At 77.3% G+C, this 24,857-nt stretch carries 21 protein-coding genes; 10 read left to right on the top strand and 11 right to left on the bottom strand.

Annotation, left to right across the window (positions count from 1 at the left end):
- The first annotated feature begins 232 nt into the window (after positions 1-232).
- From Cpa01nite_RS12110 to trmB, 3 genes are all read left to right on the top strand, one after another.
- Complete coding sequence (locus Cpa01nite_RS12110; protein WP_239068741.1) at positions 233-1,498, top strand: UDP-glucose dehydrogenase family protein; 1,266 nt, start codon at positions 233-235, stop codon at positions 1,496-1,498.
- 184 nt (positions 1,499-1,682) lie between these two features.
- Positions 1,683-2,462 carry a VOC family protein gene (locus Cpa01nite_RS12105; RefSeq protein ID WP_203669020.1) on the top strand — a complete coding sequence of 260 codons (780 nt, stop codon included), beginning with the start codon at positions 1,683-1,685 and terminating at the stop codon, positions 2,460-2,462.
- Between the two features lie 122 nt (positions 2,463-2,584).
- Positions 2,585-3,442, top strand: coding sequence for a tRNA (guanosine(46)-N7)-methyltransferase TrmB (trmB, locus tag Cpa01nite_RS12100; protein ID WP_239068737.1), 858 nt, complete (start codon positions 2,585-2,587; stop codon positions 3,440-3,442).
- An 81-nt stretch (positions 3,443-3,523) separates the two neighbouring features.
- On the opposite strand, the gene cydC is transcribed toward trmB, so the two are convergent.
- From cydC to Cpa01nite_RS12065, 7 genes are all read right to left on the bottom strand, one after another.
- Complete coding sequence (cydC, locus tag Cpa01nite_RS12095) at positions 3,524-5,296, bottom strand: thiol reductant ABC exporter subunit CydC (RefSeq protein ID WP_203669019.1); 1,773 nt, start codon at positions 5,294-5,296, stop codon at positions 3,524-3,526.
- Positions 5,293-7,032 (bottom strand): ABC transporter ATP-binding protein/permease, encoded by a 1,740-nt coding sequence (locus Cpa01nite_RS12090; protein ID WP_203669018.1) that lies wholly within the window; start codon positions 7,030-7,032, stop codon positions 5,293-5,295. Before Cpa01nite_RS12090 ends, cydC begins: the two co-directional genes overlap by 4 nt.
- A gap of 494 nt (positions 7,033-7,526) precedes the next feature.
- Positions 7,527-10,235, bottom strand: a complete 2,709-nt coding sequence (locus Cpa01nite_RS12085) for an HtaA domain-containing protein (RefSeq protein ID WP_203669017.1) — start codon at positions 10,233-10,235, stop codon at positions 7,527-7,529.
- 74 nt (positions 10,236-10,309) lie between these two features.
- Complete coding sequence (locus tag Cpa01nite_RS12080) at positions 10,310-11,194, bottom strand: hypothetical protein (protein ID WP_203669016.1); 885 nt, start codon at positions 11,192-11,194, stop codon at positions 10,310-10,312.
- Positions 11,191-11,985 carry a heme ABC transporter ATP-binding protein gene (locus tag Cpa01nite_RS12075; RefSeq protein ID WP_203669015.1) on the bottom strand — a complete coding sequence of 265 codons (795 nt, stop codon included), beginning with the start codon at positions 11,983-11,985 and terminating at the stop codon, positions 11,191-11,193. The genes Cpa01nite_RS12080 and Cpa01nite_RS12075 overlap by 4 nt, the downstream gene beginning before the upstream one ends.
- Positions 11,982-12,983 (bottom strand): FecCD family ABC transporter permease, encoded by a 1,002-nt coding sequence (locus Cpa01nite_RS12070; protein ID WP_239068740.1) that lies wholly within the window; start codon positions 12,981-12,983, stop codon positions 11,982-11,984. The genes Cpa01nite_RS12075 and Cpa01nite_RS12070 overlap by 4 nt, the downstream gene beginning before the upstream one ends.
- Before the next feature lie 113 nt (positions 12,984-13,096).
- Complete coding sequence (locus Cpa01nite_RS12065) at positions 13,097-14,212, bottom strand: heme/hemin ABC transporter substrate-binding protein (protein ID WP_203669013.1); 1,116 nt, start codon at positions 14,210-14,212, stop codon at positions 13,097-13,099.
- Positions 14,213-14,389: 177 nt separating this feature from the next.
- Here Cpa01nite_RS12065 and Cpa01nite_RS12060 point away from each other — a divergent pair, with 177 nt between their 5' ends.
- On the top strand, positions 14,390-14,908 hold the full coding sequence (locus Cpa01nite_RS12060) for a hypothetical protein (protein ID WP_203669012.1): 519 nt from the start codon (positions 14,390-14,392) through the stop codon (positions 14,906-14,908).
- Positions 14,909-15,006: 98 nt separating this feature from the next.
- Here Cpa01nite_RS12060 and Cpa01nite_RS12055 read toward each other — a convergent pair whose 3' ends face one another.
- Entirely contained in the window at positions 15,007-15,387 is a 381-nt protein-coding gene (locus Cpa01nite_RS12055) for a DUF5997 family protein (protein WP_203669026.1), read from the bottom strand.
- 96 nt (positions 15,388-15,483) lie between these two features.
- Here Cpa01nite_RS12055 and Cpa01nite_RS18885 point away from each other — a divergent pair, with 96 nt between their 5' ends.
- The 4 genes from Cpa01nite_RS18885 (at position 15,484) to Cpa01nite_RS12035 (ending at position 19,376) form a co-directional block, all read left to right on the top strand.
- Positions 15,484-16,368 carry a LysR family substrate-binding domain-containing protein gene (locus tag Cpa01nite_RS18885; protein ID WP_203669011.1) on the top strand — a complete coding sequence of 295 codons (885 nt, stop codon included), beginning with the start codon at positions 15,484-15,486 and terminating at the stop codon, positions 16,366-16,368.
- A 9-nt stretch (positions 16,369-16,377) separates the two neighbouring features.
- Positions 16,378-17,112 carry an SIR2 family NAD-dependent protein deacylase gene (locus Cpa01nite_RS12045; protein ID WP_203669010.1) on the top strand — a complete coding sequence of 245 codons (735 nt, stop codon included), beginning with the start codon at positions 16,378-16,380 and terminating at the stop codon, positions 17,110-17,112.
- A gap of 88 nt (positions 17,113-17,200) precedes the next feature.
- Positions 17,201-17,704: a hypothetical protein gene (locus Cpa01nite_RS12040; protein ID WP_203669009.1), complete on the top strand. Its 504-nt coding sequence runs from the start codon at positions 17,201-17,203 to the stop codon at positions 17,702-17,704.
- A 172-nt stretch (positions 17,705-17,876) separates the two neighbouring features.
- Complete coding sequence (locus Cpa01nite_RS12035; RefSeq protein ID WP_203669008.1) at positions 17,877-19,376, top strand: DHA2 family efflux MFS transporter permease subunit; 1,500 nt, start codon at positions 17,877-17,879, stop codon at positions 19,374-19,376.
- Between the two features lie 159 nt (positions 19,377-19,535).
- Here Cpa01nite_RS12035 and Cpa01nite_RS12030 read toward each other — a convergent pair whose 3' ends face one another.
- The gene (locus Cpa01nite_RS12030; RefSeq protein WP_203669007.1) at positions 19,536-20,573 is read right to left on the bottom strand and encodes a cation diffusion facilitator family transporter; all 1,038 of its coding nucleotides are present in this window, start codon (positions 20,571-20,573) and stop codon (positions 19,536-19,538) included.
- Positions 20,570-21,067 (bottom strand): transporter substrate-binding domain-containing protein, encoded by a 498-nt coding sequence (locus tag Cpa01nite_RS12025; protein ID WP_203669006.1) that lies wholly within the window; start codon positions 21,065-21,067, stop codon positions 20,570-20,572. Before Cpa01nite_RS12025 ends, Cpa01nite_RS12030 begins: the two co-directional genes overlap by 4 nt.
- A 106-nt stretch (positions 21,068-21,173) precedes the next feature.
- On the opposite strand from Cpa01nite_RS12025, the gene Cpa01nite_RS12020 reads away from it, so the two are divergent.
- Both Cpa01nite_RS12020 and Cpa01nite_RS12015 read left to right on the top strand, forming a co-directional pair.
- Positions 21,174-22,199 carry a LacI family DNA-binding transcriptional regulator gene (locus Cpa01nite_RS12020; RefSeq protein ID WP_203669005.1) on the top strand — a complete coding sequence of 342 codons (1,026 nt, stop codon included), beginning with the start codon at positions 21,174-21,176 and terminating at the stop codon, positions 22,197-22,199.
- Between the two features lie 161 nt (positions 22,200-22,360).
- Positions 22,361-24,181, top strand: a complete 1,821-nt coding sequence (locus Cpa01nite_RS12015; protein ID WP_203669004.1) for a glycoside hydrolase family 2 protein — start codon at positions 22,361-22,363, stop codon at positions 24,179-24,181.
- On the opposite strand, the gene Cpa01nite_RS12010 is transcribed toward Cpa01nite_RS12015, so the two are convergent.
- A complete protein-coding gene (locus tag Cpa01nite_RS12010) occupies positions 24,157-24,786 on the bottom strand; it encodes a hypothetical protein (RefSeq protein ID WP_203669003.1) in 630 nt (209 codons plus the stop codon). The genes Cpa01nite_RS12015 and Cpa01nite_RS12010 overlap by 25 nt on opposite strands.
- Positions 24,787-24,857: the final 71 nt, after the last annotated feature.

The following is a 24,857-nucleotide window of genomic DNA, read 5'->3' as shown; positions in this document are numbered from 1 at the left end:
CCCCCGCCCCGACCGCGGCGGCCGTCCCGTGACCGCCCGCCGCACCCGCACCCCCCGACCGCGCCCCACCGTGAGGAGCACCCCCATGAACGACGCGTCCCTCTCCGCCGCCACCATGTCCGCCGAGGGCCTCGCCTCGGCCGGCCTGCCCGCCGAGGCGGCCGCCGGCCGCGGCCCGCTCAAGATCGCCGTCTACGGCACCGGCTACCTCGGCGCGACGCACGCCGTCGCCATGGCCGAGCTCGGCTTCGAGGTCCTGGGCGCCGACGTCGACCAGGCCAAGGTCGACGCGCTGGCCGCCGGCAAGGTGCCGTTCTTCGAGCCCGGGCTGGACCCGCTGCTCGAGAAGCACCTCGCGACCGGCCGGCTGCGGTTCACCACCGACCTGACCTCCGCCGCCGCCTGGGGCGACGTGCACTTCATCTGCGTCGGCACGCCGCAGATGAAGACGAGCCACGCCGCGAACCTGTCCTACGTGGAGTCCGCCGCGACCACCATCGCGAAGAACCTCACCAAGGACGCCCTGATCGTCGGCAAGTCGACCGTCCCGGTCGGCACCGCGGCCCGGCTCCGCGAGCTCGTCGCCGCGCAGGCCCCGGCCGGCGTCTCGCTCGAGCTGGTCTGGAACCCGGAGTTCCTGCGCGAGGGCAAGGCCGTCGACGACACCCTGCACCCCGACCGCATCGTGCTCGGCGGCACCTCCGAGCGGGCCGAGGCCACGCTCCGCGAGGTCTACGCCGGCCCGATCGCCGAGGGCACGCCGGTCGTCGTCACCGACCTGCCGACCGCGGAGCTGGTCAAGGTCAGCGCCAACGCGTTCCTCGCCACCAAGATCTCGTTCATCAACGCGATCTCCACGGTCTGCGAGGCCGCGGGCGCCGACGTCACCGTCCTCGCCGACGCGCTCGGCCACGACGTCCGCATCGGCCGGCAGTTCCTCAACGCCGGCCTCGGCTTCGGCGGCGGCTGCCTCCCCAAGGACATCCGCGCGCTCATGCACCGCGCCAACGAGCTCGGCGCGTACCGCGCCTCCGCCCTGCTGCAGCAGGTCGACGAGATCAACATGGGCCAGCGCGAGCGCGTGCTGGACATGGCGGTCGAGGCCTGCGGCGGCTCGGTGCTCAACCGCCGGATCGGCGTGCTCGGCGCGGCGTTCAAGCCCGACACCGACGACGTCCGCGACTCCCCGGCCCTCAACGTGGCGGCGGCCCTGCACCTGCGCGGCGCGCAGGTCACGGTGTTCGACCCCGAGGCCGGCGACACCGCGCGCCGCTCGTTCCCGACGCTGTCCTACGCGACCTCCATCGAGGAGGCCGTCGAGGGCACGGACGCCGTCCTGGTCCTCACCGAGTGGGACCAGTTCGCCACCGCGGACGCCGACAAGCTGGCGCCGCTCACCGCCACGCCCCGCGTCGTCGACGCGCGCGGCAAGCTCGACCCCGCCCGCTGGCGCGCCGCCGGCTGGGAGTTCGCGGGTCTCGGGCGGCCCGCCGCCTGACGAGGCGGCTCACGGACGGGGGCGTCCCGTCGGGTCGGCGCGCGGAGGGAGCGCCGGCCCGGCGGGGCGCCCCTTCGGCGTGCCCGGGGGTCCCGCCGGCTCTGGTCGCGTGTCGGCGGGCGGTGGTCTGATGGGTCCCGGCGGCGCCGCCACGGCCCGCGCCCGACCCACCGAGGGGGACGACATGACCGTGCGCGACACGCCCTGGCCCGACGGGACGCCCTGCTGGGCGGAGCTCGCGGTGCCGGACCTGGAGCTCGGCCGGCAGTTCTACGGCGCGCTGCTCGGCTGGGAGTTCGAGGTCGGCCCGGAGGAGACCGGGTTCTCCAGCGAGGCGCTGGTCGGCGGACGGCGCGCCGCCGCCCTGAACGGGTACCGGCCCGACCCGGACGCCCCCGTGGCGTGGCTCCCCCACCTGGCCACGGCCGACGTCGCCGCGGCGGCGGACCGCGCGACCGCCGCCGGCGCCACCGTGCTCGCCGGGCCGATGGACGTCATGGCGTTCGGCGCGATGGCGGTGCTCGCCGACCCGACCGGCGCGCCCGTGGCGCTCTGGCAGGCGGGGACGTCGATCGGCGCGCAGGTGGTCGACGAGCCGGGCGCGATCGCCTGGGCCGAGCACATGTCGGCGGACCCCGCCGCCGCGCGGGCGTTCTACCCCGCGGTGTTCGACTACGTGCTGCAGGACATCAGCCAGCCGGGGTTCGACTACACGACGCTGCTGCTCGCGGACGAGCCGGTGGGCGGCATCGGCGGCGGGTGGGACCGCCCGGAGTGGTGCCTGTACGTGCGGGTCGAGGACACGGACGCCGTGGTCGCCGCCGCCACACGGCTCGGCGGCGGGGTGCACCTGCCCGCGGAGGACTCGCCGTACGGGCGGGTCGCGTCGATCACCGGGCCGTTCGGCGAGCGGCTCGGGCTCATGGGGCCGAACGTGGGCGAGGCGGCGGCCGCGCAGGGCTGACGGGGTCGGCGGGGCCGGGATCGCGCGGGGCCGCGTCGCACGGGGCCGCGTCGCGCGGGGTGGCCGGGCGCGGGGCGAGGCGCGCGGGCCGGGGGTCGGGCGCGCGCGGCTACCCTCGACGCGTGCCCCACCCGGACGACCGCCCCGCTCCCCCGCCCGCCGACGGCGACGCCGCGTGGTCCGGCGACGCCCGGCCCGGCGACGGGGTGCGGCCCGGCGACGCCCGGCCCGGCGACGGGGTACGGCCCGGCGACGCGTTCCGGCACGAGTCGCAGGGCGTCGGCGACCCGGTCCGCACGTTCCACCCGCGGCGCGCCCCGCTCGGCGAGCGGCGCACGGGGGCGCTCGAGCGGCTGTGGCCCCGGTTCGGCGTCTCGGTGCACGACCCCGCGCTCGGCCTGCCGCCGACCGGCCCCGACGGGACCCTCGACGCTGTGCGGCTGTTCGGCCGGTCGGCGCCTCTGGTGCTCGAGATCGGGTCGGGCATGGGCGACGCCACCGCCGCGATGGCCGCCGCCGACCCCGGCCGGGACTACCTCGCGGTCGAGGCGCACCTGCCGGGGATCGCGAACCTGCTCGTGCTGCTCGACGAGCGCGGGCTGTCGAACGTCCGCGTCGCGCACGGCGACGCCCTCGACCTGGTGCGGCGGACGGTCGCGGAGGGCTCGCTGGACGCGGTGCACGTGTTCTTCCCGGACCCGTGGCCGAAGGCCCGGCACCACAAGCGCCGGATCATCGCGCCGGACCACGTCGCGCTGCTGCGCAGCCGGCTGCGGGTCGGCGGCACCCTGCACTGCGCGACCGACTGGGCCGAGTACGCCGAGCAGATGCTCGAGGTCGTCGCGGCGGACCCGGGGCTGACCAACCCGCACGGCGGGTTCGCGCCGCGCCCGGACCACCGCCCGGTGACGAAGTTCGAGCGCCGCGGGCTGGACGCGGGCCGCGCGTCCCACGACGTCGTCGCGACCCGCACGCGCTGACCCCGCGCCGGCTGCGCGTCGAGAGGTCACGGTCCGGGGCCTTCCCGCCGTCGAAGCGCCCGATCCGTGACCGCTCGGCGCCTAGGCCCGCGTGAGGTCGTCGATGCGCAGGACGCGGTCCGCGGTGCGGACGGCACCCGGGCGGTGCGCGATCACCAGCACCGTCCGGCCCCGCGCGGCCTCGGCCAGCGCGTCCTGGATCTCGGCCTCGGTCGCGACGTCGAGCTGGCTGGTCGCCTCGTCGAGGACGAGCACCGGCGCGTCCAGCAGCAGCGCCCGGGCGATCGCGACGCGCTGCCGCTGCCCCCCGGAGAGCCGCTCCCCCAGCTCGCCGACGCGGGTCTGGTAGCCGTCCGGCATCGCGACGACCGCGTCGTGCAGCGCGGCGCGGCGGCAGGCCTGCTCGAGCTCGGCGTCGGTGGCGTCGGGCGCCGCGAGCCGCAGGTTCGCCGCGAGCGTGTCGTTGAACAGGTACGTGCTCTGCCCGACGACGGCCACGTGCCGGCGCAGGTCCTCGAGCGACACGTCCCGGACGTCGACGCCGCCGAGCAGCACGCGCCCCGCGTCCGGGTCCCAGGCCCGGGTCAGCAGGTTGACCAGCGTCGACTTCCCGGAGCCGGACGACCCGACGACCGCGGTGGTGCCGCCGGCGGGCACGTGCAGGTCCAGCCCGGTGAGCACGGGCCGGCGCTCGACGGACGACGGCGTCCGCGCGGCCGGGTCGTCGGGGTCGGTCTCGGGCGCGGGGTAGGTGAACCGCACACCCTCGAACCGGATGTCGAGCGGCCCGTCGGGCAGCCGCACGGGGTCGGCGGGGGACGTCGTCGCGGGGGCCGCGTCGGTGACCCGCCACAGCCGGCGCGCGGCGGCGAACGCCTGCTCCAGCTCGGGCGCGACGTCCTCGACCGCGAGCACCGGCGTGAACACGGCGAGCGCGACGACGACCGCCACGACGTACGTCGGCCAGTCGAGCGCCCCCGCGCCGACCCGCGCGGCGCCGACCAGCGCGACGGTCACCACGGCCGCGACCACGACCACGGCGTTCGCCGCGCGGCGTCGGGCGGTCCAGGTCGCCAGGCCCGCGAGCCCGGCCCCGACCTCGTCCGCCACGGCCCGGGCCTCCGCGCGCCGGCGGCCCGCGGCGCCGAACGCGAGCACCTCGCGCACGCCCTGCAGCGACTCCGTCACGAGCTGCGCCAGCCGGCCGCGCGCCGCCCGGACCCGGGTCGCCGCGTCCGCGCTCGGGGCCCGGCCCCACGCGGGCACGACCGCGCCGACCAGCAGCAGGAACGGCAGCAGCACGAGCGCCAGCACCGGGTCGTACCCGACCGCCAGGACGACGAGCACCACGGCCGGCACGACGACGGCGCTGACCGCGGGCACCAGCGTGTGCGCGAAGAACACCTCGACCTTGTCGACGTCCTTGGTCGCGCGGTTCACCAGGTCGCCGGTGCGCCGGGACAGCACGCCGGCGGGCGACTGCGGCGCGAGCCGGTCGTAGAAGTCGACGCGGAGCATGGCCAGCGCCTTGAACGCGACGCCGTGGCCCGTGAGCTGCTCCAGGTACCGGACGACGCCCTTCACCAGGGACAGCGCGACCAGCGTCCACACCACCGGCGCGATCGCGGCGCTCGGGTCCGACGCCACCCGGGCGACGCCCCACGCCGACACCCCGAGCAGCGCGACGCCGAGCAGCTGCCCGACGACGCGGCAGACCAGCGAGACGGCGAGCGGCAGCAGCACGGGCCGGCCGAACCGGACCAGCCGGCGGGAGACGGCGGCGCGGGACAGCGGCGCGTCGGCGGCCGCGCGCGGGGCGGGGCCGGCGGTCGGGCGGGTCGCGGCGGCGGTCACGGCCGGGCCTCCTGCTCGGTGAGCGGGCCGGCGCCGGACAGGTCCAGCGCGCGGGCGTAGTACGAGTCGATGCTGCCGAGCCGGTCGGGCGGGCCCTGCTCGACGATCCGGCCCTCGGCGAGGACCAGCACCTCGTCGACGTCGCGGACGGTGCTCAGCCGGTGCGCGACCAGGACGACCGTCCGGCCGCGGCCGGCGCGGTCCAGCGCGTCGACCAGCGCGGCCTCCGAGGCGGCGTCCACCTGGCTGGTCGGCTCGTCCAGCAGCAGCACGGGCGCGTCCTTCAGCAGCGCGCGGGCGACCGCGAGCCGCTGCGCCTGGCCGCCGGACAGCGACAGGCCGCGCTCGCCCACCCGGGTGGCGAGGCGGTCGGGGAACGCGCGGACGTCGTCGGCGAGGTTCGCCTGCGCGAGCGCCTCCCAGAGCCGGTCGTCGTCGGCGTCCGGCGCGGCGAGCCGCAGGTTGTCCGCGAGGGTGCCGGTGAACAAGTAGGTCGTCTGCGCGACCACCGCGGTCTGCGCGCGCACCCAGTCGACCGGCACCGCGGTCGCGTCGTGGCCGCCGACGCGGACGGCGCCGGTCGCGGGCCGCAGGTGCGCCTGGAGCAGCGCGGCGACCGTGCTCTTGCCCGAGCCGGACGGGCCGATCAGCGCCACACGACGGCCGACGGCCACGGCGAAGGAGACGTCGTCGAGCACCGGCCGCCCGCCCGGGTACGCGAACGACACGCGGTCGAGCGCCAGGGCCTCGGGCCGGCCGTCGGGCGCCGCCTCGGCGGCGTCCGCGGGCCGAGGGTTCACGTGGAACGTGCTGGTCGCCGGCGCGCGGACCCCGGCGGCGTCGCCCGCGGTGGCCGGCTGCGCCAGCACCGTGTCGATCTCCCGGATCGCCGCGCGCCCGCCGACGCCGACGTAGAAGAACTGCCCGACGCGGTCGAGCGGCTCGAGCAGCACTGTCGACACCAGCACGACCGCGACGGCCTGGCCCGGCGTGATCGCGCCGTCCCGGAGCCGCGCCATCGCGAGCCCGGCGGCCGCGGTGACCATCGCCAGCGAGAACGAGGAGTCGATCACCAGCAGCACGAGCTGGTTGCGCGCGAGCAGCCGCATGACCATGGCGCGCAGCTGCTCGGCGCCGCGGGCGAGCTCGGCGCCCTTGGCCCCGGCCCGGCCGAACGCGGTCGACGTCGGCAGGCCCTGGATCGCGTCGAGGAACTGCGCGGCGAACCGCCGGGCCGTCATCCGGTACTGCACGGACACGCCGCGGAACAGCTTCTGGAACCCGTTGACCAGCAGCGGGATGACCGGCAGCGCGAGCGCCAGCCAGCCGGCGACGACCCAGTCGACGACGGCGCCGAGCCCGACGAGGGCGATCACCGGCACGGTGAGCGACGCGACGATGGGGTACTTGAAGGTCGCCTCGTACGAGGCGGCGCGCTCGACGCCGTCGGTCGCGGTCGACACGAACCGGCCGGACCGCTCCTGCGTCCGGTAGGCGACGCCCAGCCGGAACACCTGCTCGAGCAGCACGTCCCGGCGCTCCGCCTCCCGGGGCCCGACCGCGCCGAGGCTCAGCCGCGGGCCCGCGAACGCGGCGACGGCGAGCACGACGACGCCCACGACGACCGCGACCAGCGCGCCCGCCGGCACGCCGTCGCCGGTGCGCGCGGCGTCCAGGACCGCACCGAGCGCGAGGTAGACGGCGGTGGTGCCGGCGGCGACGACCCAGGTCAGCACCGCCGGCAGCACGCCGACCCGCCGGGGCAGCGGCGGGGTGGGGACCTGGGGCGGGCCGACGGGGCCCGCGCCGGGCCGGCCGGGGTGGCCGCCACCCGGGTGCCCGCCGCCGGGTCGGCCCGGGTGCCCGCCACCGGGGTGCCCGCCACCGGGGTGCCCGCCACCGGGGTGCCCGCCGCCGGGTCGGCCCGGGTGACCGCCGCCCGGCTGACCGCCGCCCGGACGATCACCAACCGGCCGATCCCCGCCCGGGCGACCGCTCGGGTCGTCGCCGGGACGCCCGGGATGGCCGGGGTGCCCGGCGGCGGGGGCGGAACCGGCCGGGGGGCCGGGGTGCGGGGAGGTCATGCGCGTGGTCCTCGGATCGTGCGGGGGGTGGACGAGAACAGGGGCGCCGGACACGGTGCCACGCGCGGACCGTCCGCGCGACACCGTGCCCGGCCCCCCGGGTGCTCCCGGGGCGGCGCGACCCTCGGGCCGCGCCGCCCCGCTCGTCAGGCCGCCGTGGCGACCCGGTGGCGGCGCCGGTGGCCCGCGACCGCGAGGAGCGAGCCGAGCAGCAGCAGCGCGGCGGCGAACCCGACCGCGTCGCCGGGCTCGGCGCCGGTCGCGGCCAGGCTGCCCGACGCGGCGTCGCACTCGACCTCGGCGCCGAGCGGCAGCGTGAACGCGACCGGGTCCAGCGCGGCGCCCGCGGCGTAGAAGCCCTGGAACACCGTGGCGCCCGCCTGGGTCAGCGTGGCCGGGACGCCCGACCACGCCACCTGCGAGGCGCCCGAGGACGCCGAGCCGGCGGACAGGTCCAGCGTCGCGAGCGCGACCCGGGACGACCCCGCCGGGCTCGCGACCGTCATCGTCAGCGTGGCCGACGACGCGCTCGTGACCCGGACGGTCGGGTTCGAGAACGTCAGGTCGAGCTGACCGCCGTGGCCGGTGAACCGCACGCCGCCCGACCAGGAGGTCGAGCCGACGCCGCCCTCGGCGTTGAACCGCCCGGTGCCGCCGGACCAGGTCCAGGGGCCGGAGCCGGAGACCCCGGCCGGGCTGATCGACCCGCTCGCGACCGGGCCCGTGACGTAGGTGCGGAACGAGTCCCGCACGCCCCAGGTGAACGACGCCCCCGCCACGGCGCGCGCGACGCACGTCTCGGGCGCCGCCTGCACCGTGATCGGGAACTCGAGCGTCTGGTCCGCGCCGATCAGCACCAGTGTGTGCGCGCCCGCGGGCGTCGACGCCGGGATGCTGAACGTGACCGCGACGGTGCCCGCCGCGTCGGCGGTCAGGCCGCTCGCGAGCAGGACCGGGTCGGAGTGCAGTTCCAGGCGGATGCCGCCCTCGCCCGCGCCGAACCCGTTGGCCGTGAGCGTGAGCTCGCCGCCGGCGGTGACCGCGCCGGCACCGTTCAGGCCCTGCACCTCGCGCACCGGCGCCGGGTCGGCGGGCACGGTCGGGGTCGGGGTCGTCGGGACCGTCGGCGTGGGCGGCGTGGTCGGCGTGCCGCACTCGGTCGCCGCGCCGAGCGGCAGCGTGAACGACACCGGGTCGAGCGTGGCGCCGGCCTCGTAGAACCCGGCGAACGCCGTGCTGCCCGCCGCGGTGAGCGTCGCGGGGACGCCGGACCAGGCGATCGTCCCCGCCGTGGACGACGACGTCCCGCGGGACAGGTCGAGCGTGGCGACCTCGACGCGCTGCGCCGCGGCCGAGCCGGACGCGACCGACATGAGCAGGGACGCCGTGCTGCCGGCGACCCGGACCTGCGGGTTCGCGAACGTCAGGTCGAGCGCGCCGGCGTGGCCGGTGAACCGCACGCCCCCGGACCACGCCGCAGTGGCAGTGCCCGCGGCGTCGACCTGGCCGGTCCCGTTGGTCCAGGCCCACGGGCCGGAGCCGGTCACGCCGGTCGTCGCGACGGAGCCGGACGCGATCGGGCCGGTGATGTAGGAGCGGAACGACTCGCGCACGCCCCAGGAGAACGTGGCCCCGTCGATGGCCACGCACGCGGGCGGGGTCGTCGGCGTCCCCGGGGTGCCGGGGGTGCCGGGGGTGCCGGGCGTCTCCGGGGTCTCGGGCGTCTCCGGGGTCTCCGGGGTCTCCGCCGCGAACGCGATCGGGACCGCGTGCTCGTTGACCGCCTGCACGACGCCGCCCGCGCCGGTGGTGAACACCGCGAGCGTGCCGCCCGCCAGCGCCTTGGCGTCGAGGGTCGCCTCGTCGACCGTCACGGTCCAGGTGAACGACGCGGTGCCGTCGGCGGCCTCGGTCCACCGCAGGTACGGCGCGGTCTCGCTCGTCGCCTGCACCCACGCCGAGTAGGCGTTCGTGCGTGCCGCCGACGGGGCGCCCTCGGACGGGCGCCACGGGTCGGCCAGCCAGCCCACCTGCGCGTAGAACCCGGCCGCCTGACCGGCCGTCGGGCCGTACAGGCCGCGCGCCGAGGTGTCGAACCCGGTGCCGGTGACCGTGAGCGTCGCGCCCTCGGGGTCCAGGCCCGTCGTCTGGGAGACCTGCAGCGTCGGCGCCGCGGGCGTGCCGGGCTCCTCGGTGCCCGGGTCCGGGTTCTCCGGCGTCCCGGGCTCCGGCGCCCCCGGCTCCTCGGTGCCCGGGTCCGGGGTCCCGGGCTCCGGCGTCTCGGGCTCGGGCGTCCCGGGCTCCGGCGTCTCCGGCTCCGGCGTGACCGGCGCCGCGAACGCGATCGGCACGGACAGCTCGTTGCCCGCCTGCACGACGCCCTTGCCACCGACCGTGAACACCGCGAGCTGCCCGCCCTCGATCGTCACGGCGTCCAGCGCGGCCTGCGTGATCGTCACGGTCCAGCTGAAGTCGGCCAGGCCGTCGTCGCCGATCGTCCACTGCACGTACTCGCCGCCGGTGGGCACGTCCTCGACGGCGACCCGGTACGCGTTGGTGCGCGCGGTGCTCGCCGCGCCCTCGGACGGGCGCCAGCCCGCCGGCGACAGCCAGCCGATCTGCGCGTACATCCCGGCCGTCATCGGCCCCTGCTTGAACGCCGGGTCCAAGTTCTCCCCCGTGACGGTGATCGTCGCGCCCTCGGGCGCCAGGTCGATCGTCTGCGACACGCGCAGCGTCGGCGCCTCCGCCGCGACCGCGGGGGTCGCCGCGAGCGCGGACCCCGCCCCCACGACCAGCGCCACCAGCGCGCCGGTGACCGCGCGCCAGGCGCGGGACCTCGTTCCTGACTGCATCGTCTCCCTCTCCGGCCCGGGTACCCGGGCGATCGTGCGGGCCGCGCCCCCCGACGGGTCGCGGTCCACCTCCGTCACAGCGACTGGTCCTGGTCGTCCGGCGCGGTGCCCGCGCCCGGCGTGGTGCCGCCCTCGGCCTCGGCCTCGCGGCGCCGGCGCGCGGTGCGGACCCCGACCACCCCGGCGACGCCGGCGGCGGCCGCACCGGCGGCGGCCGACCCCGCGACCACCCACGGCGCGGCGCCCTGGCCGGCGTCCTCGTCGGCAGCCGCGGGGCCTCCGGACGCGGCGGACGCGTCCGGCTCGGGCTCGGCGGCGGGCGCCCCGGTCGCCTCGGCGCCCGGCTCCGCGGTCGGCTCGGCCGCGGCGGCCGCGGCGGCCACGTCGGCGTCCGCGAACGCCACCGGCGTGAACGACTCGTTGGACGCGTTCGCCACGCCGTGCGCGCCGATGGTGATGACCCCGCACGTCACGGTCCGGCAGTCGACCTCGACGGTCCCGCCGTCGGCGTCGAGCGCCGCGAGGGTGGCCCCGGGGATCGTCAGGTCGGTGGCCCACGAGCCGTCCTCGGCGACCTCGCCGCCGTTGGCCTCGACCGCGGTCGTCGAGCCGGGGAACGCGACGAACCGCTGGTACCCGGCGTTCTCCTGGCCCTGCACGTCGACGGCGTACCGGTACTGGGTGCCGGACACCCCGCCGGCGGACGGCCGCCAGCCGTCGCCGGCCGCGGGGTCGACCCAGCCGAACAGGACGTAGACGCCGCCGAACCCGCCTGCGACCGACTGGAAGCCGGTGCCGGACACCTGCACGGTGGTCGGTGCGTCGGGCGCGGCGACCGCCCGGCCGCCCTCGCCGACGACGACGACCTGGGGCGCGGCGGCGGCGGGGCCGGCAGCGGCGAGGACGGGCAGGGCGGCGAGCGCGGCGGCCGCGAGGGTCCGGCGCAGCGTCGGGGTCATCGGGGGTCCTCCGGGGTGGTGCGGTCGGGCAGCACGAGCAGGTCGCCCGTGCGCGGGTGGACGAGGACCTCGACCCGGTGCCGGTAGACGGCGCCGAGCAGGTCGGGGCGGAGCACCTCGGCGGGCGTGCCGAGGCCCCGCACCCGGCCCTCGCCGAGCAGCAGGACCCGGTCGGCGTACGCGCCGGCCAGGCTGAGGTCGTGCAGGACGGCGACGACGGCGTGCCCGGCCCGCGCGAGGTCGCGTGCCTGGCCGAGCACCATCTCCTGGTGCCGCAGGTCGAGGGCGGCGGTCGGCTCGTCGAGCAGCAGCACCGGCGTCGCCTGCGCGCGGGCGCGGGCGTAGGCGGTGCGGGCCTTCTCGCCGCCGGACAGCGTGGGGAACCGCCGGTCGGCGAGGTGGTGCACGTCGGCCGCGGCGGCCGCCTCCGCCACCCGGCGGTCGTCCTCGTCTTCGGCGGGCGTGCCGCGCCAGGGCGACCGGCCCATCCGGACGACCTCGGCGACGGCGAACGGGAAGCTCAGCCGGTGCTCCTGGAGGAGCACCGCGCGCCGCCGCGCCAGCTCGGCGGGCTTCAGCCGGGCGACCGGGTCGCCCTCGGCGGTGACCGAGCCCCGGGTCGGGTGCAGGTCGCCCGCCAGCAGCCCGAGCAGCGTCGACTTGCCCGCACCGTTCGGCCCGACGACCGCCAGCAGCTCGCCCGCCTCGACACGGAGGTCCACGCCGTCGAGCAGCGTCACCCCGTCCACGTCGTACCCGGCCCCGGCGAGCTCGACCGCCGCGGCGCTCACGCCCAGCCCCCCGACCGGCGGCGGGTGCGGCGGATCAGCCAGAAGAAGAACGGCCCGCCGACGAGCGCGGTGAGCATGCCGATCGGCAGGTCGGCGTAGGCCACCGCAGTGCGCGCGACCAGGTCGGCCGCCAGCAGCAGCACCGCCCCGCCGAGCGCGCTCAGCGGCACGAGCACCCGGTGCCCCGGGCCGACGGCCATCCGGACCAGGTGCGGCACGACCAGCCCGACGAACGCGATGATCCCGCAGAACGCCACCGCGGCGGCCGTCAGCAGGGCGACCGCGACGATGCTCACCAGCCGCAGCCGCTCGACGTCGACGCCCACGTGGCGGGCCGCGCGCTCGCCGAGCGCGAGCAGGTCCAGCCGCCGGGCGACCAGCAGGGCCACGGCCAGCCCGACCGCGACGAACGGCGCGACGACGGCCACGTACTGCCAGCGCGTGCCGTTCAGCGAGCCGAGCTGCCAGAACACGATCTGCTCCCGCGCCTGGGTGTCGGCGAGGAACGTGAGGAACGCGATCCCGGCGCCGGCGACCGCGTTGACCGCCACGCCGGTGAGCACCAGGGTGACCACCTCGGTGCGCCCGCCGGACCGCGCGAGCAGGTAGACGACGAGCGTCGTGACCAGGCCGCCGGCGAACGCCAGCGCCGCCGACGTGAACGCGCCCAGGAAGTTCAGGCCGAAGACGATGCCCGTGCAGGCCGCGAGCGCCGCGCCCGACGACACCCCGACGACGCCGGGGTCCGCGAGCGAGTTGCCGAACACGCCCTGCATCACGGCGCCGGCGGTCGCGAGGGCCGCCCCGGCGAGCACCGCCATGACGACCCGCGGGAACCGGATGGTCCACAGGGCGGCGTCGCCGTTCGGGTGGCTCGGCAGCGGGCCGGCGTCGATCCCCAGCCGGTGCAGCACCGAGCCGAGCACCTCCGCGGGCGGCACGCGCAGCTGCCCGGTGCCGGCCGCCACCACCGCGAGCGCCAGCAGCACCAGCACCAGGCCGGCGGCGAGCGGGACGACGCGGCGGTTCCGGGCGCGCGGGAGCCCGCCCCGGCCGTCGGCGCCGCGGGCCGGCGTCGCGGCGGCCCGGTCGGCGGACTCGCGCAGCGCGGTCACGGCGCGTCCGGGGCGTAGAAGGCGCGCGCCAGGGCGTCGAGCGTCTGCGCGGACGTCGGTCCGAACGACAGCACCTGGCTGTCCGCCATGTCGACGACCCGCCGGTGCTCCCCCGCCCGGGTCTGCGCGACGGCGGGCAGCTGCTCCAGGAGGCCGTCGACGCCGCCGACCGACTCCAGCCCCTTCGTCATGACGAGCACGAGGTCGGGCTGCGCGGCGACCAGGCCCTCGTCGGTCACCGGCCGCATGCCCTGCCAGCCGATCTCGCCCGCCACGTCGACCGCGCCGAGCGCCTCGATGAGCGAGTCCGCGCCGGAGCCCTCGCCGAACAGGTAGTACACGCCGGCCTGGCCGCGCAGGTACAGGAACGCGACCCGCAGCCGGTCGGCCGGGTCCTCGGGGGCGAGCCGGTCGATCTGCGCGCGGACGTCGTCGATCTCGGCCTGCGTGCGCGCGGCCAGGGCGGCGCCCTCGTCGGGCAGGCCCACGGCGGCGGCGACGGAGGCGATGAGGTCGCCGACCGTGCCGAGCTCGCGGTGGGCGTCCACGACGACGACGGGGATCCCCGCGTCCCGCATCTGCAGCACGGTGTCCCAGGGACCGAGCGTGGTGTCGGTGATGATGAGCGTCGGGGCGAGCTCGAGGATCGCCTCGCCGGACAGGTCGTGCCCGCTCGTGGTCACCAGCGGCAGGTCGGCGATCTCGGCGAAGTCGGACGAGGAGTCGCGTCCGACGACGCTGCCCCCGAGCCCGAGCTCGTAGACGATCCGCGACGTCGACCCGTACAGGTCGAGCGCCAGGATCCGGCTGGTGTCGGCGACCGTGACCTCCGTGCCCTGCGCGTCGGTCAGCGTCACGGGCAGCGCCGGCCGCGGGTCCTCGGCGACCGGGTCGACCGGCGTCGCGACCGACACGGCGGTCTGCTCGCCCTCCCACGCCCGCGGGTCGTCGAGCGGGGTGACCTCGCTCAGCCCGGGCCGCTCGCCGGCCACCGCGGCCGACCCGCCCGTGCCGCCGCCCACGCCCGTGCAGCCCGCCAGGAGGGCCGCGAGCACGGCGGCGACCAGGGGGAACGCGCGGCGGCGCGGAGGCGTGTGCGGGCGTGCGGGCATGACGAAGCGACTCCGGTGCGGGGTGGGGCTCGCGCACGGAGGCACCGTCCTGGGGCGCCGTGGCGAAGGTCGTGACGAAGGTGAGCACAACCTAAGTTAGGTGAGGCTTAGATGACAAGGCGCCGTCGCGGGTCGGGCAGATCGGACACCTCTCGGGTGACCTCCTAGCCTGGGGCGATGGAGCGCAGAGCCCGCGGAGACGCCCTCGACCGCACCCCGGAGGAGCGCGCCGAGCGGCTCAAGGAGCGGGTGTACGTCACGTTCGCGGCGCTCGCCGTCGTGCTCACGCTGCGGTCGCACGGGGACGTCACACCCGGGGTCGCCGCGACGACCCTGCTCATCACCGTCGGCGGCACGCTGCTCGCGGTGCTGCTGGCCGACGTGGTGTCGCACCTCGCGGTGCACGCCGCGCTCCCGACCGCCGCGGAAGCGCGCCACATGGTCGCCGTCTGCACCGGGGCGCTCGGCGTGCTGGTGCTGCCGATGGCGTTCGTCGGCGTGGCGGCGTCGGGGTCGTGGACCGTCGACGGCGCGCTCCGGGCGTCGACGATCGCGCTGGTCGCGAGCCTGGGCGTCGTCGGCTGGCTCGCGGTGCGCCGGGTGGCGCTGCCGCGGTGGCAGAAGCTGCTCGTGCTGGTGGCCGAGGTCGCGCTGGGCCTCGCGGTGGTGGCCCTGGAGCTGCTGGCCCACGGCTGACGCGGTCCCGGCCCCGCCGAGATGGCAACCCTCGGCTGCCTCAGCGCGGCCCGGCACAGCCAAGAGCTGCCCTCTCGGCGGAGGTCAGCGGGCCTGGGTCAGCGGCGGGGGCGGTCCTTGCCCTCGGCGGCGCGGGCGGCGTCGCGCTCGCGCAGGCGCTGCTCCTCGCGCTTCACCTCGGCCTGGGTGGCGCGCTCGCGGTGCAGCCACTCCGGCGACTCCTCGACGATCGCGTCGATCTGCTCGGTGCTGAGCGGGTCGGTCAGGCCGTTGCGGGCGAGCGCGGACGTCGAGATGCGCAGCCGTGCGGCGACGACGGAGCGCGGGTGCGGGCCGTTCCTGCGGAGCTCCGTGAGCCACTCCGGCGGGTTCCGCTGCAGGTCGTCGAGCTGCTCCCGGGACACGGGCCCGGCCTGGAACTCCGCGGGCGTCGCGGGCAGGTAGACCCCGAGCTTCGCCGCGGCCGTGGCGGGCTTCATGGTCTGCGGGGTGCGCGCGCGGCGGGCGGGAGCGGGGGTGGGCTCGGAGGTCACCGCACCAGGATACGGACGCGCGGCGCGGCTACGCTGACGGCGATGTCCGAGCACCCCGCGCCCGAGGCGGCGACCGACCCCGCCGCCGGCCCCACGACCCCCGACGAGGGCCCGCGGTTCCGGCTGCTGCTGGTCCCCGGCGTCGTCCCGGCGTCCTGGGTGCGCACCTGGCGCGAGCGGGTCGCCGACGTGCCGCTCGAGCTGGTGCACTCCCCTGCCGCCGAGGCGGGCGCGGTGCTCGCCCGCGGGGAGGCGGACGCCGCGCTGCTGCGGCTGCCGGTCGACCGCGACGTGCTCTCGGCGATCCCGCTGTACGTCGAGACCACCGTCGTCGTGCTGCCGAAGGACCACCTGCTGACCGCGCTCGACGAGGTGGCGCCGGAGGACCTCGCCGAGGAGACGCTGATCACGCCGGGCGACGACGTGCTGCGCTGGGCCGACGCGCCGGGCGAGCCGTCCCTGCTCCCGCCGCCCGCCACGACGGAGGAGGCGGTGGCGCTCGTCGCGTCCGGGGTCGGGCTGCTCGTCGTCCCGCAGTCGCTCGCGCGGCTGCACCACCGCAAGGACCTGACCTACCGGCCGCTGACGGACGCCCCGGGGTCGCAGGCGGCGCTCGCCTGGCTCGCCGACCGCGACGGCGACCCGCTGGTCGAGGAGCTCATCGGCATCGTGCGCGGGCGGACGGTGAACAGCTCGCGCGGGCGCGGGGCGGCGCCCGAGCGCGACGGCGGCGGGAGCGCGGCGGCGAAGGGCTCGGGGGCCAAGGGCGCGGCGGCCGGCAAGGGCGGCGCGGCGGGCAGGGGCGCCGCCCCGGGCCGGTCCGGCGGCGCGACCCGCGGCGGCCGGCCCTCCTTCGGCTCCGGAGGCGGCCGTGGCCGGTCCGGCGGGCGCCCGGGGTCCGCGCGCGGCGGCCGCAAGGGGCGCTGAGCGGTGCACATGCCCGCGCCAGGGCTGCGCGTCACGGTGCTCACCGGCGCCGGGATCTCGACCGGCGCCGGCATCCCGGACTTCCGCGGGCCGGAGGGCACCTGGACGCGGCACCCCGAGCAGGCCGAGCTGCTCGAGATCGACCGGCTCGTGGCCGACCCGGAGGTCCGGCGGCGCGGCTGGCGGATGTGGCGCGCGCACCCCGCGTGGACCGCGCGGCCGGCGGCCGGGCACCGCGCGCTCGTCGACCTGGCGGAGGCCGGCCGGCTGCAGGCGCTGCTGACCCAGAACTTCGACGGCCTGCACCAGGCGGCGGGCTCGGACCCGGCGGACGTGGTCGAGCTGCACGGCTCCCTCCGCACGACCTCGTGCCTGGCGTGCGGCGACCGGCAGCCGACCGTCGACGTGCTGGCCCGCCTCGACGCCGAGCCCGACCCGCCGTGCGCGGTGTGCGGCGGGGTCCTCAAGCCCGACGTCGTCTACTTCGGCGAGCGGCTGCCGGACCGGGCGCTGGAGCGGGCGATCGCCGCGGCGACCGACGGCGACGTCCTCCTCGCGATCGGCACGACGCTGACGGTGCAGCCGGTCGCGAGCCTCGCCGCGCTGGCCGCCGAGTCGGGGGCCGAGGTGGTGATCGTCAACGCCGAGCCGACGCCGTACGACCGGATCGCCGACCGGGTCGTGCGCGAGCCGATCGAGCGGGCGCTCCCGGCGCTGGTCGCGGAGCTCGTCGCCCGCGACTGAGTCCTGCCCGACGCGCCGTCGCGTGCCCGGCAGAACGCTTCGGGCTCCGCCGCTCACCGGAGCCGCACGCGCTGCCGATGGGACGGGGGTGAGCCGCGCCCGCACCGCCGCCCTCCTCGCCGTCCCGCTCGCCGCGGCGGCCGTCGCCCTGACCCTGTACGCGGGCCCGTACTGGGTCGGCGAGGTCCGGCACCGGGTCGACGAGCAGCGGTGGCCCGAGCAGCGCGCGCGAATCGAGGCGGCGCTGGCCGCGGTGGAGCTGCCCGCGGGGTACGCGCCGCTGGACTGCGCGGACAGCCCGTTCGGGGCGCCGGAGAGCGGCCGGTGCTGGCGGACCACGACGCTGCCCGCCGACGCGGCGGGCGACCTCGCGCCGGCGCTGACGGCCGTCGGCGTCGAGATCGAGGAGTCGCTGACCGGCATCGGGCCCGTGCTGCACGGCACCCCCGCGTCCGCCGCCGCCGTCGGCACGCTGGAGGGGCGGAGCGTCCACCTGAGCGTCACGCGCGAGGTCGACCGGACGCGGCTCCCGGCGACGCCGTTCGGCGACACCGCCGTGGTGGAGCTGACCGCCGACCTCGGAGCGCCCTGACCGGACCCCCGGGTGGCCGTCGTCACGTCCGCGCGCACTTCCGTGTATGGGACAGACGTCCTATCGTCCACGTGGACCATTCCGGCGACATCCCCCGGTGACCCCGCGCGGCCCCCGCCGCGCACCCCACCCCACCGCTCGCCCGCGAGCACGCTCCCTGCGAGGAACCCGCATGTCCGACGACGTCCGCCCCTGGCCCGCCCTCTGGGCGCTGGTCGTGGGCTTCTTCATGATCCTGGTCGACACCACGATCGTGTCGGTCGCCAACCCCGCCATCATGGCCGGGCTCGGCACCGACATCGACGCGGTGATCTGGGTGACCAGCGCCTACCTGCTCACCTACGCCGCGCCGCTGCTCGTCACCGGCCGGCTCGGCGACCGGTTCGGCCCGAAGCCCGTCTACCTCACCGGCCTCGTGGTCTTCACGCTGGCGTCGCTCGCGTGCGGGCTCGCGGGGTCGGTCGGCGTGCTCATCGCCGCCCGGGCGGTCCAGGGTCTCGGCGCCGCGCTGATGACCCCGCAGACGATGGCCGTCATCACCCGGCTGTTCCCGCCGGACTCCCGCGGCAAGGCGATGAGCCTGTGGGGCGCCGTCGCCGGCGTCGCGACGCTGGTCGGCCCGATCCTCGGCGGCGTGCTCGTCGACGGCCTGGGCTGGGAGTGGATCTTCATCGTCAACGTCCCGGTCGGCGTCGTCGCGTTCGTGCTGGCCTGGAGGCTGGTCCCGCGGCTGCCCACGCACGCGCACCGGTTCGACGTGCCCGGCGTCGTGCTCAGCGCGCTCGGCATGTTCCTGCTGGTGTTCGGCATCCAGGAGGGCCAGTCGTACGACTGGGGCCTGATCGGCGGCTGGCTGCCGGTCTGGGGCGTCGTCGGCGCGGGCGTCGTCGTGCTCGCGGCGTTCGTCCTGCACCAGGCCCGCACCAAGGGCGAGCCGCTGCTGCCGCTCGGCCTGTTCCGCGACCGGAACTTCGCCCTGGCCAACGGCGCGATCAGCGCGCTCGGCTTCACGGTCACGTCGATGTCGCTGCCGCTGGTCTTCTACTACCAGCTCGTGCTCGGCTTCTCCCCCACCCGGTCCGCGCTGATGCTCGCGCCGATGGCGGTCATGACCCTGGTGCTGTCGCCGGTGATCGGCCGCCGCGTCGACACGGCGAACCCGCGGAACATCGCCCTGGTCGGCATGCTGCTGCAGGCCGCGGCGCTGGTGTGGTTCTTCCTCTGGCTGACCCCGGACCCCGACCAGTGGGCGCGCCTGCTGCTCCCGAGCGCCGTGCTCGGCGTGGCGAACGCCTGCCTGTGGTCGCCGATCTCGTCGACCGCGACGCGCAACCTGCCGCGCGCCCAGGCCGGCGCCGGGTCGGGCGTGTTCAACACGACCCGGCAGATCGGGTCCGTGCTGGGCTCCGCCGCGATCGCCGCGCTGATCCAGGCGCGCCTGGTCGCCGAGCTCGGGCCGGGGGCGGCCGACTCGACCGGCGCGGCGGAGGCGGCGGGCTCGCTGCCCGAGGCGCTGACCGGCGGGTTCTCCGACGCCATGGCGCAGGCGCTGCTGCTGCCCGCGGCGATCGCCCTGGTCGGCGCGGTGCTGGTGGCGTTCTTCGCGGCCCCGGCCCGCACGGCGCCCGCCGGCGCCCCGACGGGTGCCCCGGCCCGGGCGACGGCGGCCTGACCTCCAGGGTGCACGAGACACGTCCACGGGGCCCTCACTGGGGGCACTCCCGACGTGTCTCGTGCCCCTTCGCCGAGACCCACTGATCCGGTCGAGACCACCCGTCGCGGAGGGTGCGGTCGAGCGGATCAGTGGGTCTCGGCGCCGGCGCCGCCCGCGTCAGCGCCCGGGGCGCTGCTCGTCCTCGCCCGCCTCCGCCGCCACGCTCGGCAGCATCTCCTCCGGGAGCTCGGCGACCGGCACCACCACGAGGTCCTGCACCTTCCAGTCCAGGGAGATCGCCGCCTCCCGGGCGTCCCCGAGCTCGCGCAGCCCCGGCGCGCGCCCGCCGCGCGGCACCACGAACGACTCGACGTGGAACACGTGCCCCTGGTCGCGGATGCGCGAGCGGGCGTCCTCGACCCACGGCAGCGCGCGCAGCCGCTCGTCGACCTCCGCCGTGAGCGGGTGCGGCTCGTCTCCGTCGACCGTCGTGGCCCGTGCGTCCATCAGCGCCCCGGCGGCCACCCGCAGGTTGGTGATCCCGTCGCGCAGGATGCTGACCGAGATGAACAGCGCCGCGGCCGAGTCGGCCCACCACAGCCCCGCGCCGATGCCCAGGATGCCGACGACCGACCCGAGCGCCGTCATCCAGTCGGCCTTGTTCATGTCGGCGTCCGCGTAGAGCACCCGGTCGTGCAGCGTGCGGGCGAGCGGCATCTTCGCCCGCCCGAGCAGCACGGGCGGGATGCCGGTGACGACCATCGCCGCGATCATCGGCCAGCCGGCCCAGAACACCTGGTCGCCCAGGTGCATGACGCCGACCGGCGGGTGCTCCGCGGCGAGCAGCCCGCTGCCGGAGTCGACGACCAGGAACGCGCCCATCGTCAGCAGCGCCGCCGCCGCGACCAGGTGCCCGATCCCGACCGACCGGTGGTAGCCGTACGGGTGCGCGGTGGTGGGCCGGCGGCGCGCGAACCGCACGGCCACCAGGAACGAGATCGGCGGGATGAACGACAGCAGGTCCTCCGCCCACGCCGCCTTCATCGCCTGCGAGCTGCCCATCACCAGGTAGACCAGCGTCACGCCGACCAGCAGGAACCCGATCGTCCCCCACGCCAGCCGGATCGCCCGGCGCAGCGCCGCTGACTGCTCGTCGGGCAGCTCGGTGTGGCCGAACGTGACGCCGCCCCCGCGCTCGGCGGTCCGCCGGCTCACGGGAGCACGTCCCGGTGGTTCTGCAGCAGGAACGTCTCGAGCCGGACCAGGAACGCGTTCTCGCCGAGCGGCGCGGCCATGACGTGCGGCTCGGGCTTCCCCTGCTCGTCGGGCACGGTCGTGTACGGCGTGGTGAGCGCCGCCTGCTTGGACCAGGGCGACCTCCCCGTGAACCCGCCGACCACCAGGTCGAGCTCGCCCGCCTCGAGGTCGCGGATCAGGACCTCCTCGCTGCCGACGGTCCAGTCGACCTCGGCGTCGAGCGTCCCGGCGAACTCCGTCGCCAGCTCGGCCTCCAGCCCGCCCGGCGGGGCGCCCCCGGCGGCCTCGGTCCAGGGCGGGTTGTCCGTGATCCCGACGCGCAGGACGTCGCCGGTCACGCGCTCCAGGGTGCCGTCGGGGTCGGCGGGGAACCCGCCGGAGCAGCCGGCCAGCGCCGCGAGCGCGACCGGCACGAGCAGCCCCGTCAGCAGCGGTCGTGCGGTCCGTGCCATGAGGCCGAGTGAAGCGCCTTCCGGGCGGCCTTGCACGTCGGCCGGTGCACGCCGGCCGCGGAGCCGGCCCCGCCCCACGCACCCGCCACCGGCTAGGGTGCCCGGCATGGCGCGCAGGCCGGCGGTGACGCTGCAGGAGGTGGCCCGGGCGGCCGGCGTGTCCCCGCGCACCGTGTCGAACGTCGTCACCGGCTACCCGCACGTCGCCCCGCGCACCCGCGCGCATGTCCAGTCCGTCATCGACCGCCTGGGGTACCGCGCCAACGCCGCCGCCCGCTCGCTGCGCACCGGCCGCACCGGGCTGCTCGGCCTCGTGGTCCCGGCGCTCGACCAGCCGTACTTCGCCGAGCTCGCGCGGGCCGTGGTCCGCGAGGCGACCGGCGCGGGGTTCACCGTGGTCGTCGACCAGACCGACGGCGACCCCGACCGCGAGCGCGAGCTGCTGCTCCGCGGCCCGCGCGGGGCGCTGTTCGACGGCCTGGTGCTCAGCCCGCTGGCGCTGACGCCCGACGACCTCGCCGCCGCCGACCCGGACCGGCCGGTCGTGCTGCTCGGCGAGCGCACCGTGCCGACGTCGTTCGACCACGTGCACATCGACAACGTCGCGGCCGCGCGCGCGGCGACCGCGCACCTGGCCCGCCTCGGCCGACGGCGGGTGGCCGCGATCGGGCTGGAGCCGAGCCCCGCCGCGCGCACGGGCCGGCAGCGCGAGGCGGGTTACCGGCTGGCGCTCGAGGACGCCGGGCTCCCGGCCGACCCGGCGCTGATGCGGTACGTCGACGCCTACGAGCGGTCCGCGGGGTTCGGCGCCATGTCCGCCCTGCTCGACGCCGACCCCCGGCCGGACGCGGTGTTCTGCTTCAGCGACGTCCTCGCGGTCGGCGCGCTGCGGGCGTGCCTGACCCGCGGCGTGCGGGTCCCGCAGGACGTCGCCCTCATGGGGTTCGACGACGTGGAGGAGGCGCGGTTCGCCACGCCGTCGCTGTCGTCGGTGCGGCCGGACCGGGACGCGATCGCGCACGCCGCGGTCGGCCGGCTGCTCGCCCGGGTCCGCGGCGAGGAGACGGGCCCGGCCCGGGACGTCACGGTGCCGCACGCGGTCGTGGCGCGGGAGTCGACCGGCGGCGCCTGACCGCCGCACGCCGCCCGCGGGGGACGCCCCGCGGGCGGGCCCGCCGCGCCGCCGGACCCCGCACGACGCGGGACGCGCCCGGCGGGGGCGCGTGACGTGGGTGTTTGCCACGTGGCAACATGGCCGGCACAGGCGCCCGACTCCAGACCCGAAGGACCGCCATGACGACGACGTCAGCAGCCGACCGTGGCCTGCACCCCCGCCCCCAGCTCGTCCGCCCGGACCGGTGGTGGTCCCTCGACGGGCCGTGGGCGTTCGCCCTCGACGACGCCGACGCCGGGCTGCGCGAGCGGTGGCACGCCCCGGCGGCGGCGGACCGGTTCGACCGGGAGATCGTCGTCCCGTTCCCGCCGGAGTCCGCGGCGTCCGGCGTCGCCGACCACGGCGACCACGCCGCGCTCTGGTACCGGCGGTCGTTCGCCGTCCCGGCCGACCTGGGCGCGGGCCCGGGCGCCGACCGGCTCCTGCTGCACCTCGGCGCCGTCGACCACGAGGCCGACGTGTGGGTCGACGGCCAGCACGCCGTGCGGCACGAGGGCGGCCAGACCCCGTTCTCCGTCGACGTCACCGACCTGCTCGACCGGGACGCCCCGGCCGACGCGCACGTCGTCGTGGTCCGCGCGACCGACGACCGCACCGACGTCGAGCAGCCCCGCGGCAAGCAGGACTGGCAGCCCGAGCAGCACTCCATCTGGTACCACCGGACGTCCGGCATCTGGCGCACGGTGTGGCTGGAGCGCGTCCCCGCGGTGGCCGTGGCCGACGTCGCGTGGCGGCCCGACGTGCCGGGCGGGCGGATGGCGGCGCAGGTGCGGCTGCGCGCGACAGCGCCGGCGGGCACCCGGCTCCGGGTGCGGCTGACCCGCGCCGGCGAGGACCTCGGCGCGGCGGAGGTGCCGGTCGAGGGGTCGGTCGCCGACGTGTCCGTGGCGATCCCCCGGCAGGCCAACGGCCAGCTCTACGAGCGGCTGCTGTGGTCGCCCGACAGCCCGGTGCTGCTCGACGCGGAGGTCGCGCTGCTCGCCGCGGACGGCACCGAGCTCGACCGCCTGGAGTCGTACTGCGGCCTGCGCTCGGTGGCCACGGAGGGCGGCGTCCTGCTGCTCAACGACCGCCCGTTCTTCCTGCGCTCCGTCCTCGAGCAGGGCTACTGGCCCGGGTCGCACCTGACCCCGCCGAGCCCGGACGCCCTGCGCGCCGAGGTGCAGCTGACCAAGGACCTCGGGTTCAACGCGGTGCGCGTGCACCAGAAGGTCGAGGACCCGCGCTACCTGTACTGGTGCGACGTGCTCGGCCTGGCGGTGTGGTCGGAGACGGCGGGCGCGTACCGGTTCAGCGACGAGGCGGTCGCCCAGCTGACCCGCGAGTGGCTCGACCTGGTGCGCCGCGACGTGTCGCACCCGTCGATCATCGCGTGGGTGCCGTTCAACGAGTCGTGGGGCGTGCAGCACGTGGCGCACGACCCGGCCCAGCAGGCGTACAGCAGGGCGCTGACCGACCTCACCCGCGCGCTGGACCCGACCCGGCCGGTCATCTCCAACGACGGCTGGGAGCACACGGCGTCCGACCTGCTGACGGTGCACGACTACGCCGACTCCGGCGCCGTGCTCGGCCCCCGGTACGCCGACGGGGCGGCGGTGGCGGCGGCGCTCGGCGGCGTCGGGCCGGCCGGCCGGCGGATGTGGGTCGGCGGGCCGGCGCCCGAGCCGGGCTCCGTCCCGGTGCTGCTCACCGAGTTCGGCGGCGTCTCCTACGCGCCCGGCGCCCCCGAGGGGTCGTGGGGCTACTCCGAGGCCCGGTCGACCGAGGACCTGGAGGCCCGGCTGTCCGACATCGTCGGGGCGGTCCGGTCGTCGGCGGTGCTGCAGGGGTACTGCTACACCCAGCTCACCGACACGGGCCTGGAGACCAACGGCCTGTGCGACGAGGACCGGAACCCGAAGCTGCCGCCGGAGACCTACCGCCGGATCTTCGCGGGCTGATCGCCGGCGCCCGCGCGGTCCTCCTCCTCGCGCCGCGCGGGCGTCAGCGTCTCCCACACCGGGCCGAACACCAACCACGCCACCAGGACCAGCGTCGCGCGGCCGCCCCAGCCGAGCAGCACCTCGCGCTGCTGCGCCGCCGCCTCGCCGGAGCCGGACGCGACCAGCAGCAGCACGCCGAGCACCGCCCACGCCACGACCCAGGCGAGCAGCACCCGCAGCCACAGCGCCCACTCGTACCGGACGCGCTCCGGCCCGTGCTTCGGCGGCCGCACCGGCTCGGGGCCGCCGAAGAACCGGTGCGCGACCCAGGCGTCGACCGCGTGCACGGTCCTCCTGCCGAACGCGACGGTGAACCCCAGGTACAGCGCCGCGAGGCCGTGCGTCCAGGACGCCTCGCTGCCGCGCAGCAGGTCGCCGACCGTCGCGACCAGCAGCACGACCTCGAGCAGCGGCTCGCACAGCAGCAGCACCGTCGACAGCCGCCGGCGGCGCAGCACGTAGCGGGCGACGACCGCCGCGGCGAGGAAGACCCAGAAGGCGACCTCGCAGGCGAGCACGAGCAGGGCGACGGGGTTGTCCCGGAGGTGGTCGAGGGCGTCCATGCCCGGCAGCCTCGCGCCGCCGCGCGGGCGCGGGCGTCGGCCCTTCGCACGAACCCGGTCCCCGCCGTCCT

It is taken from the genome of Cellulomonas pakistanensis (genome assembly GCF_016862755.1).
Taxonomy (GTDB): Bacteria; Actinomycetota; Actinomycetes; order Actinomycetales; family Cellulomonadaceae; genus Cellulomonas; species Cellulomonas pakistanensis.
The sequence above is the reverse complement of the archived record's forward strand: the minus strand, read 5'-3'. Positions and strand labels throughout refer to the sequence as shown.

Coding starts and splice junctions, on each gene's coding strand:
- Cpa01nite_RS12105 (WP_203669020.1), top strand. CDS start 1,683: ATGACCGTGCGCGACACGCCCTGGCCCGACGGGACGCCCTGCTGGGCG.
- Cpa01nite_RS12035 (WP_203669008.1), top strand. CDS start 17,877: ATGTCCGACGACGTCCGCCCCTGGCCCGCCCTCTGGGCGCTGGTCGTG.
- Cpa01nite_RS12065 (WP_203669013.1), bottom strand. CDS start 14,212: ATGCCCGCACGCCCGCACACGCCTCCGCGCCGCCGCGCGTTCCCCCTG.
- Cpa01nite_RS12015 (WP_203669004.1), top strand. CDS start 22,361: ATGACGACGACGTCAGCAGCCGACCGTGGCCTGCACCCCCGCCCCCAG.
- Cpa01nite_RS12110 (WP_239068741.1), top strand. CDS start 233: ATGGCCGAGCTCGGCTTCGAGGTCCTGGGCGCCGACGTCGACCAGGCC.
- Cpa01nite_RS12080 (WP_203669016.1), bottom strand. CDS start 11,194: ATGACCCCGACGCTGCGCCGGACCCTCGCGGCCGCCGCGCTCGCCGCC.
- Cpa01nite_RS12020 (WP_203669005.1), top strand. CDS start 21,174: ATGGCGCGCAGGCCGGCGGTGACGCTGCAGGAGGTGGCCCGGGCGGCC.
- Cpa01nite_RS12060 (WP_203669012.1), top strand. CDS start 14,390: ATGGAGCGCAGAGCCCGCGGAGACGCCCTCGACCGCACCCCGGAGGAG.
- Cpa01nite_RS18885 (WP_203669011.1), top strand. CDS start 15,484: ATGTCCGAGCACCCCGCGCCCGAGGCGGCGACCGACCCCGCCGCCGGC.
- Cpa01nite_RS12025 (WP_203669006.1), bottom strand. CDS start 21,067: ATGGCACGGACCGCACGACCGCTGCTGACGGGGCTGCTCGTGCCGGTC.
- Cpa01nite_RS12010 (WP_203669003.1), bottom strand. CDS start 24,786: ATGGACGCCCTCGACCACCTCCGGGACAACCCCGTCGCCCTGCTCGTG.
- Cpa01nite_RS12085 (WP_203669017.1), bottom strand. CDS start 10,235: ATGCAGTCAGGAACGAGGTCCCGCGCCTGGCGCGCGGTCACCGGCGCG.
- Cpa01nite_RS12045 (WP_203669010.1), top strand. CDS start 16,378: ATGCCCGCGCCAGGGCTGCGCGTCACGGTGCTCACCGGCGCCGGGATC.
- Cpa01nite_RS12055 (WP_203669026.1), bottom strand. CDS start 15,387: ATGAAGCCCGCCACGGCCGCGGCGAAGCTCGGGGTCTACCTGCCCGCG.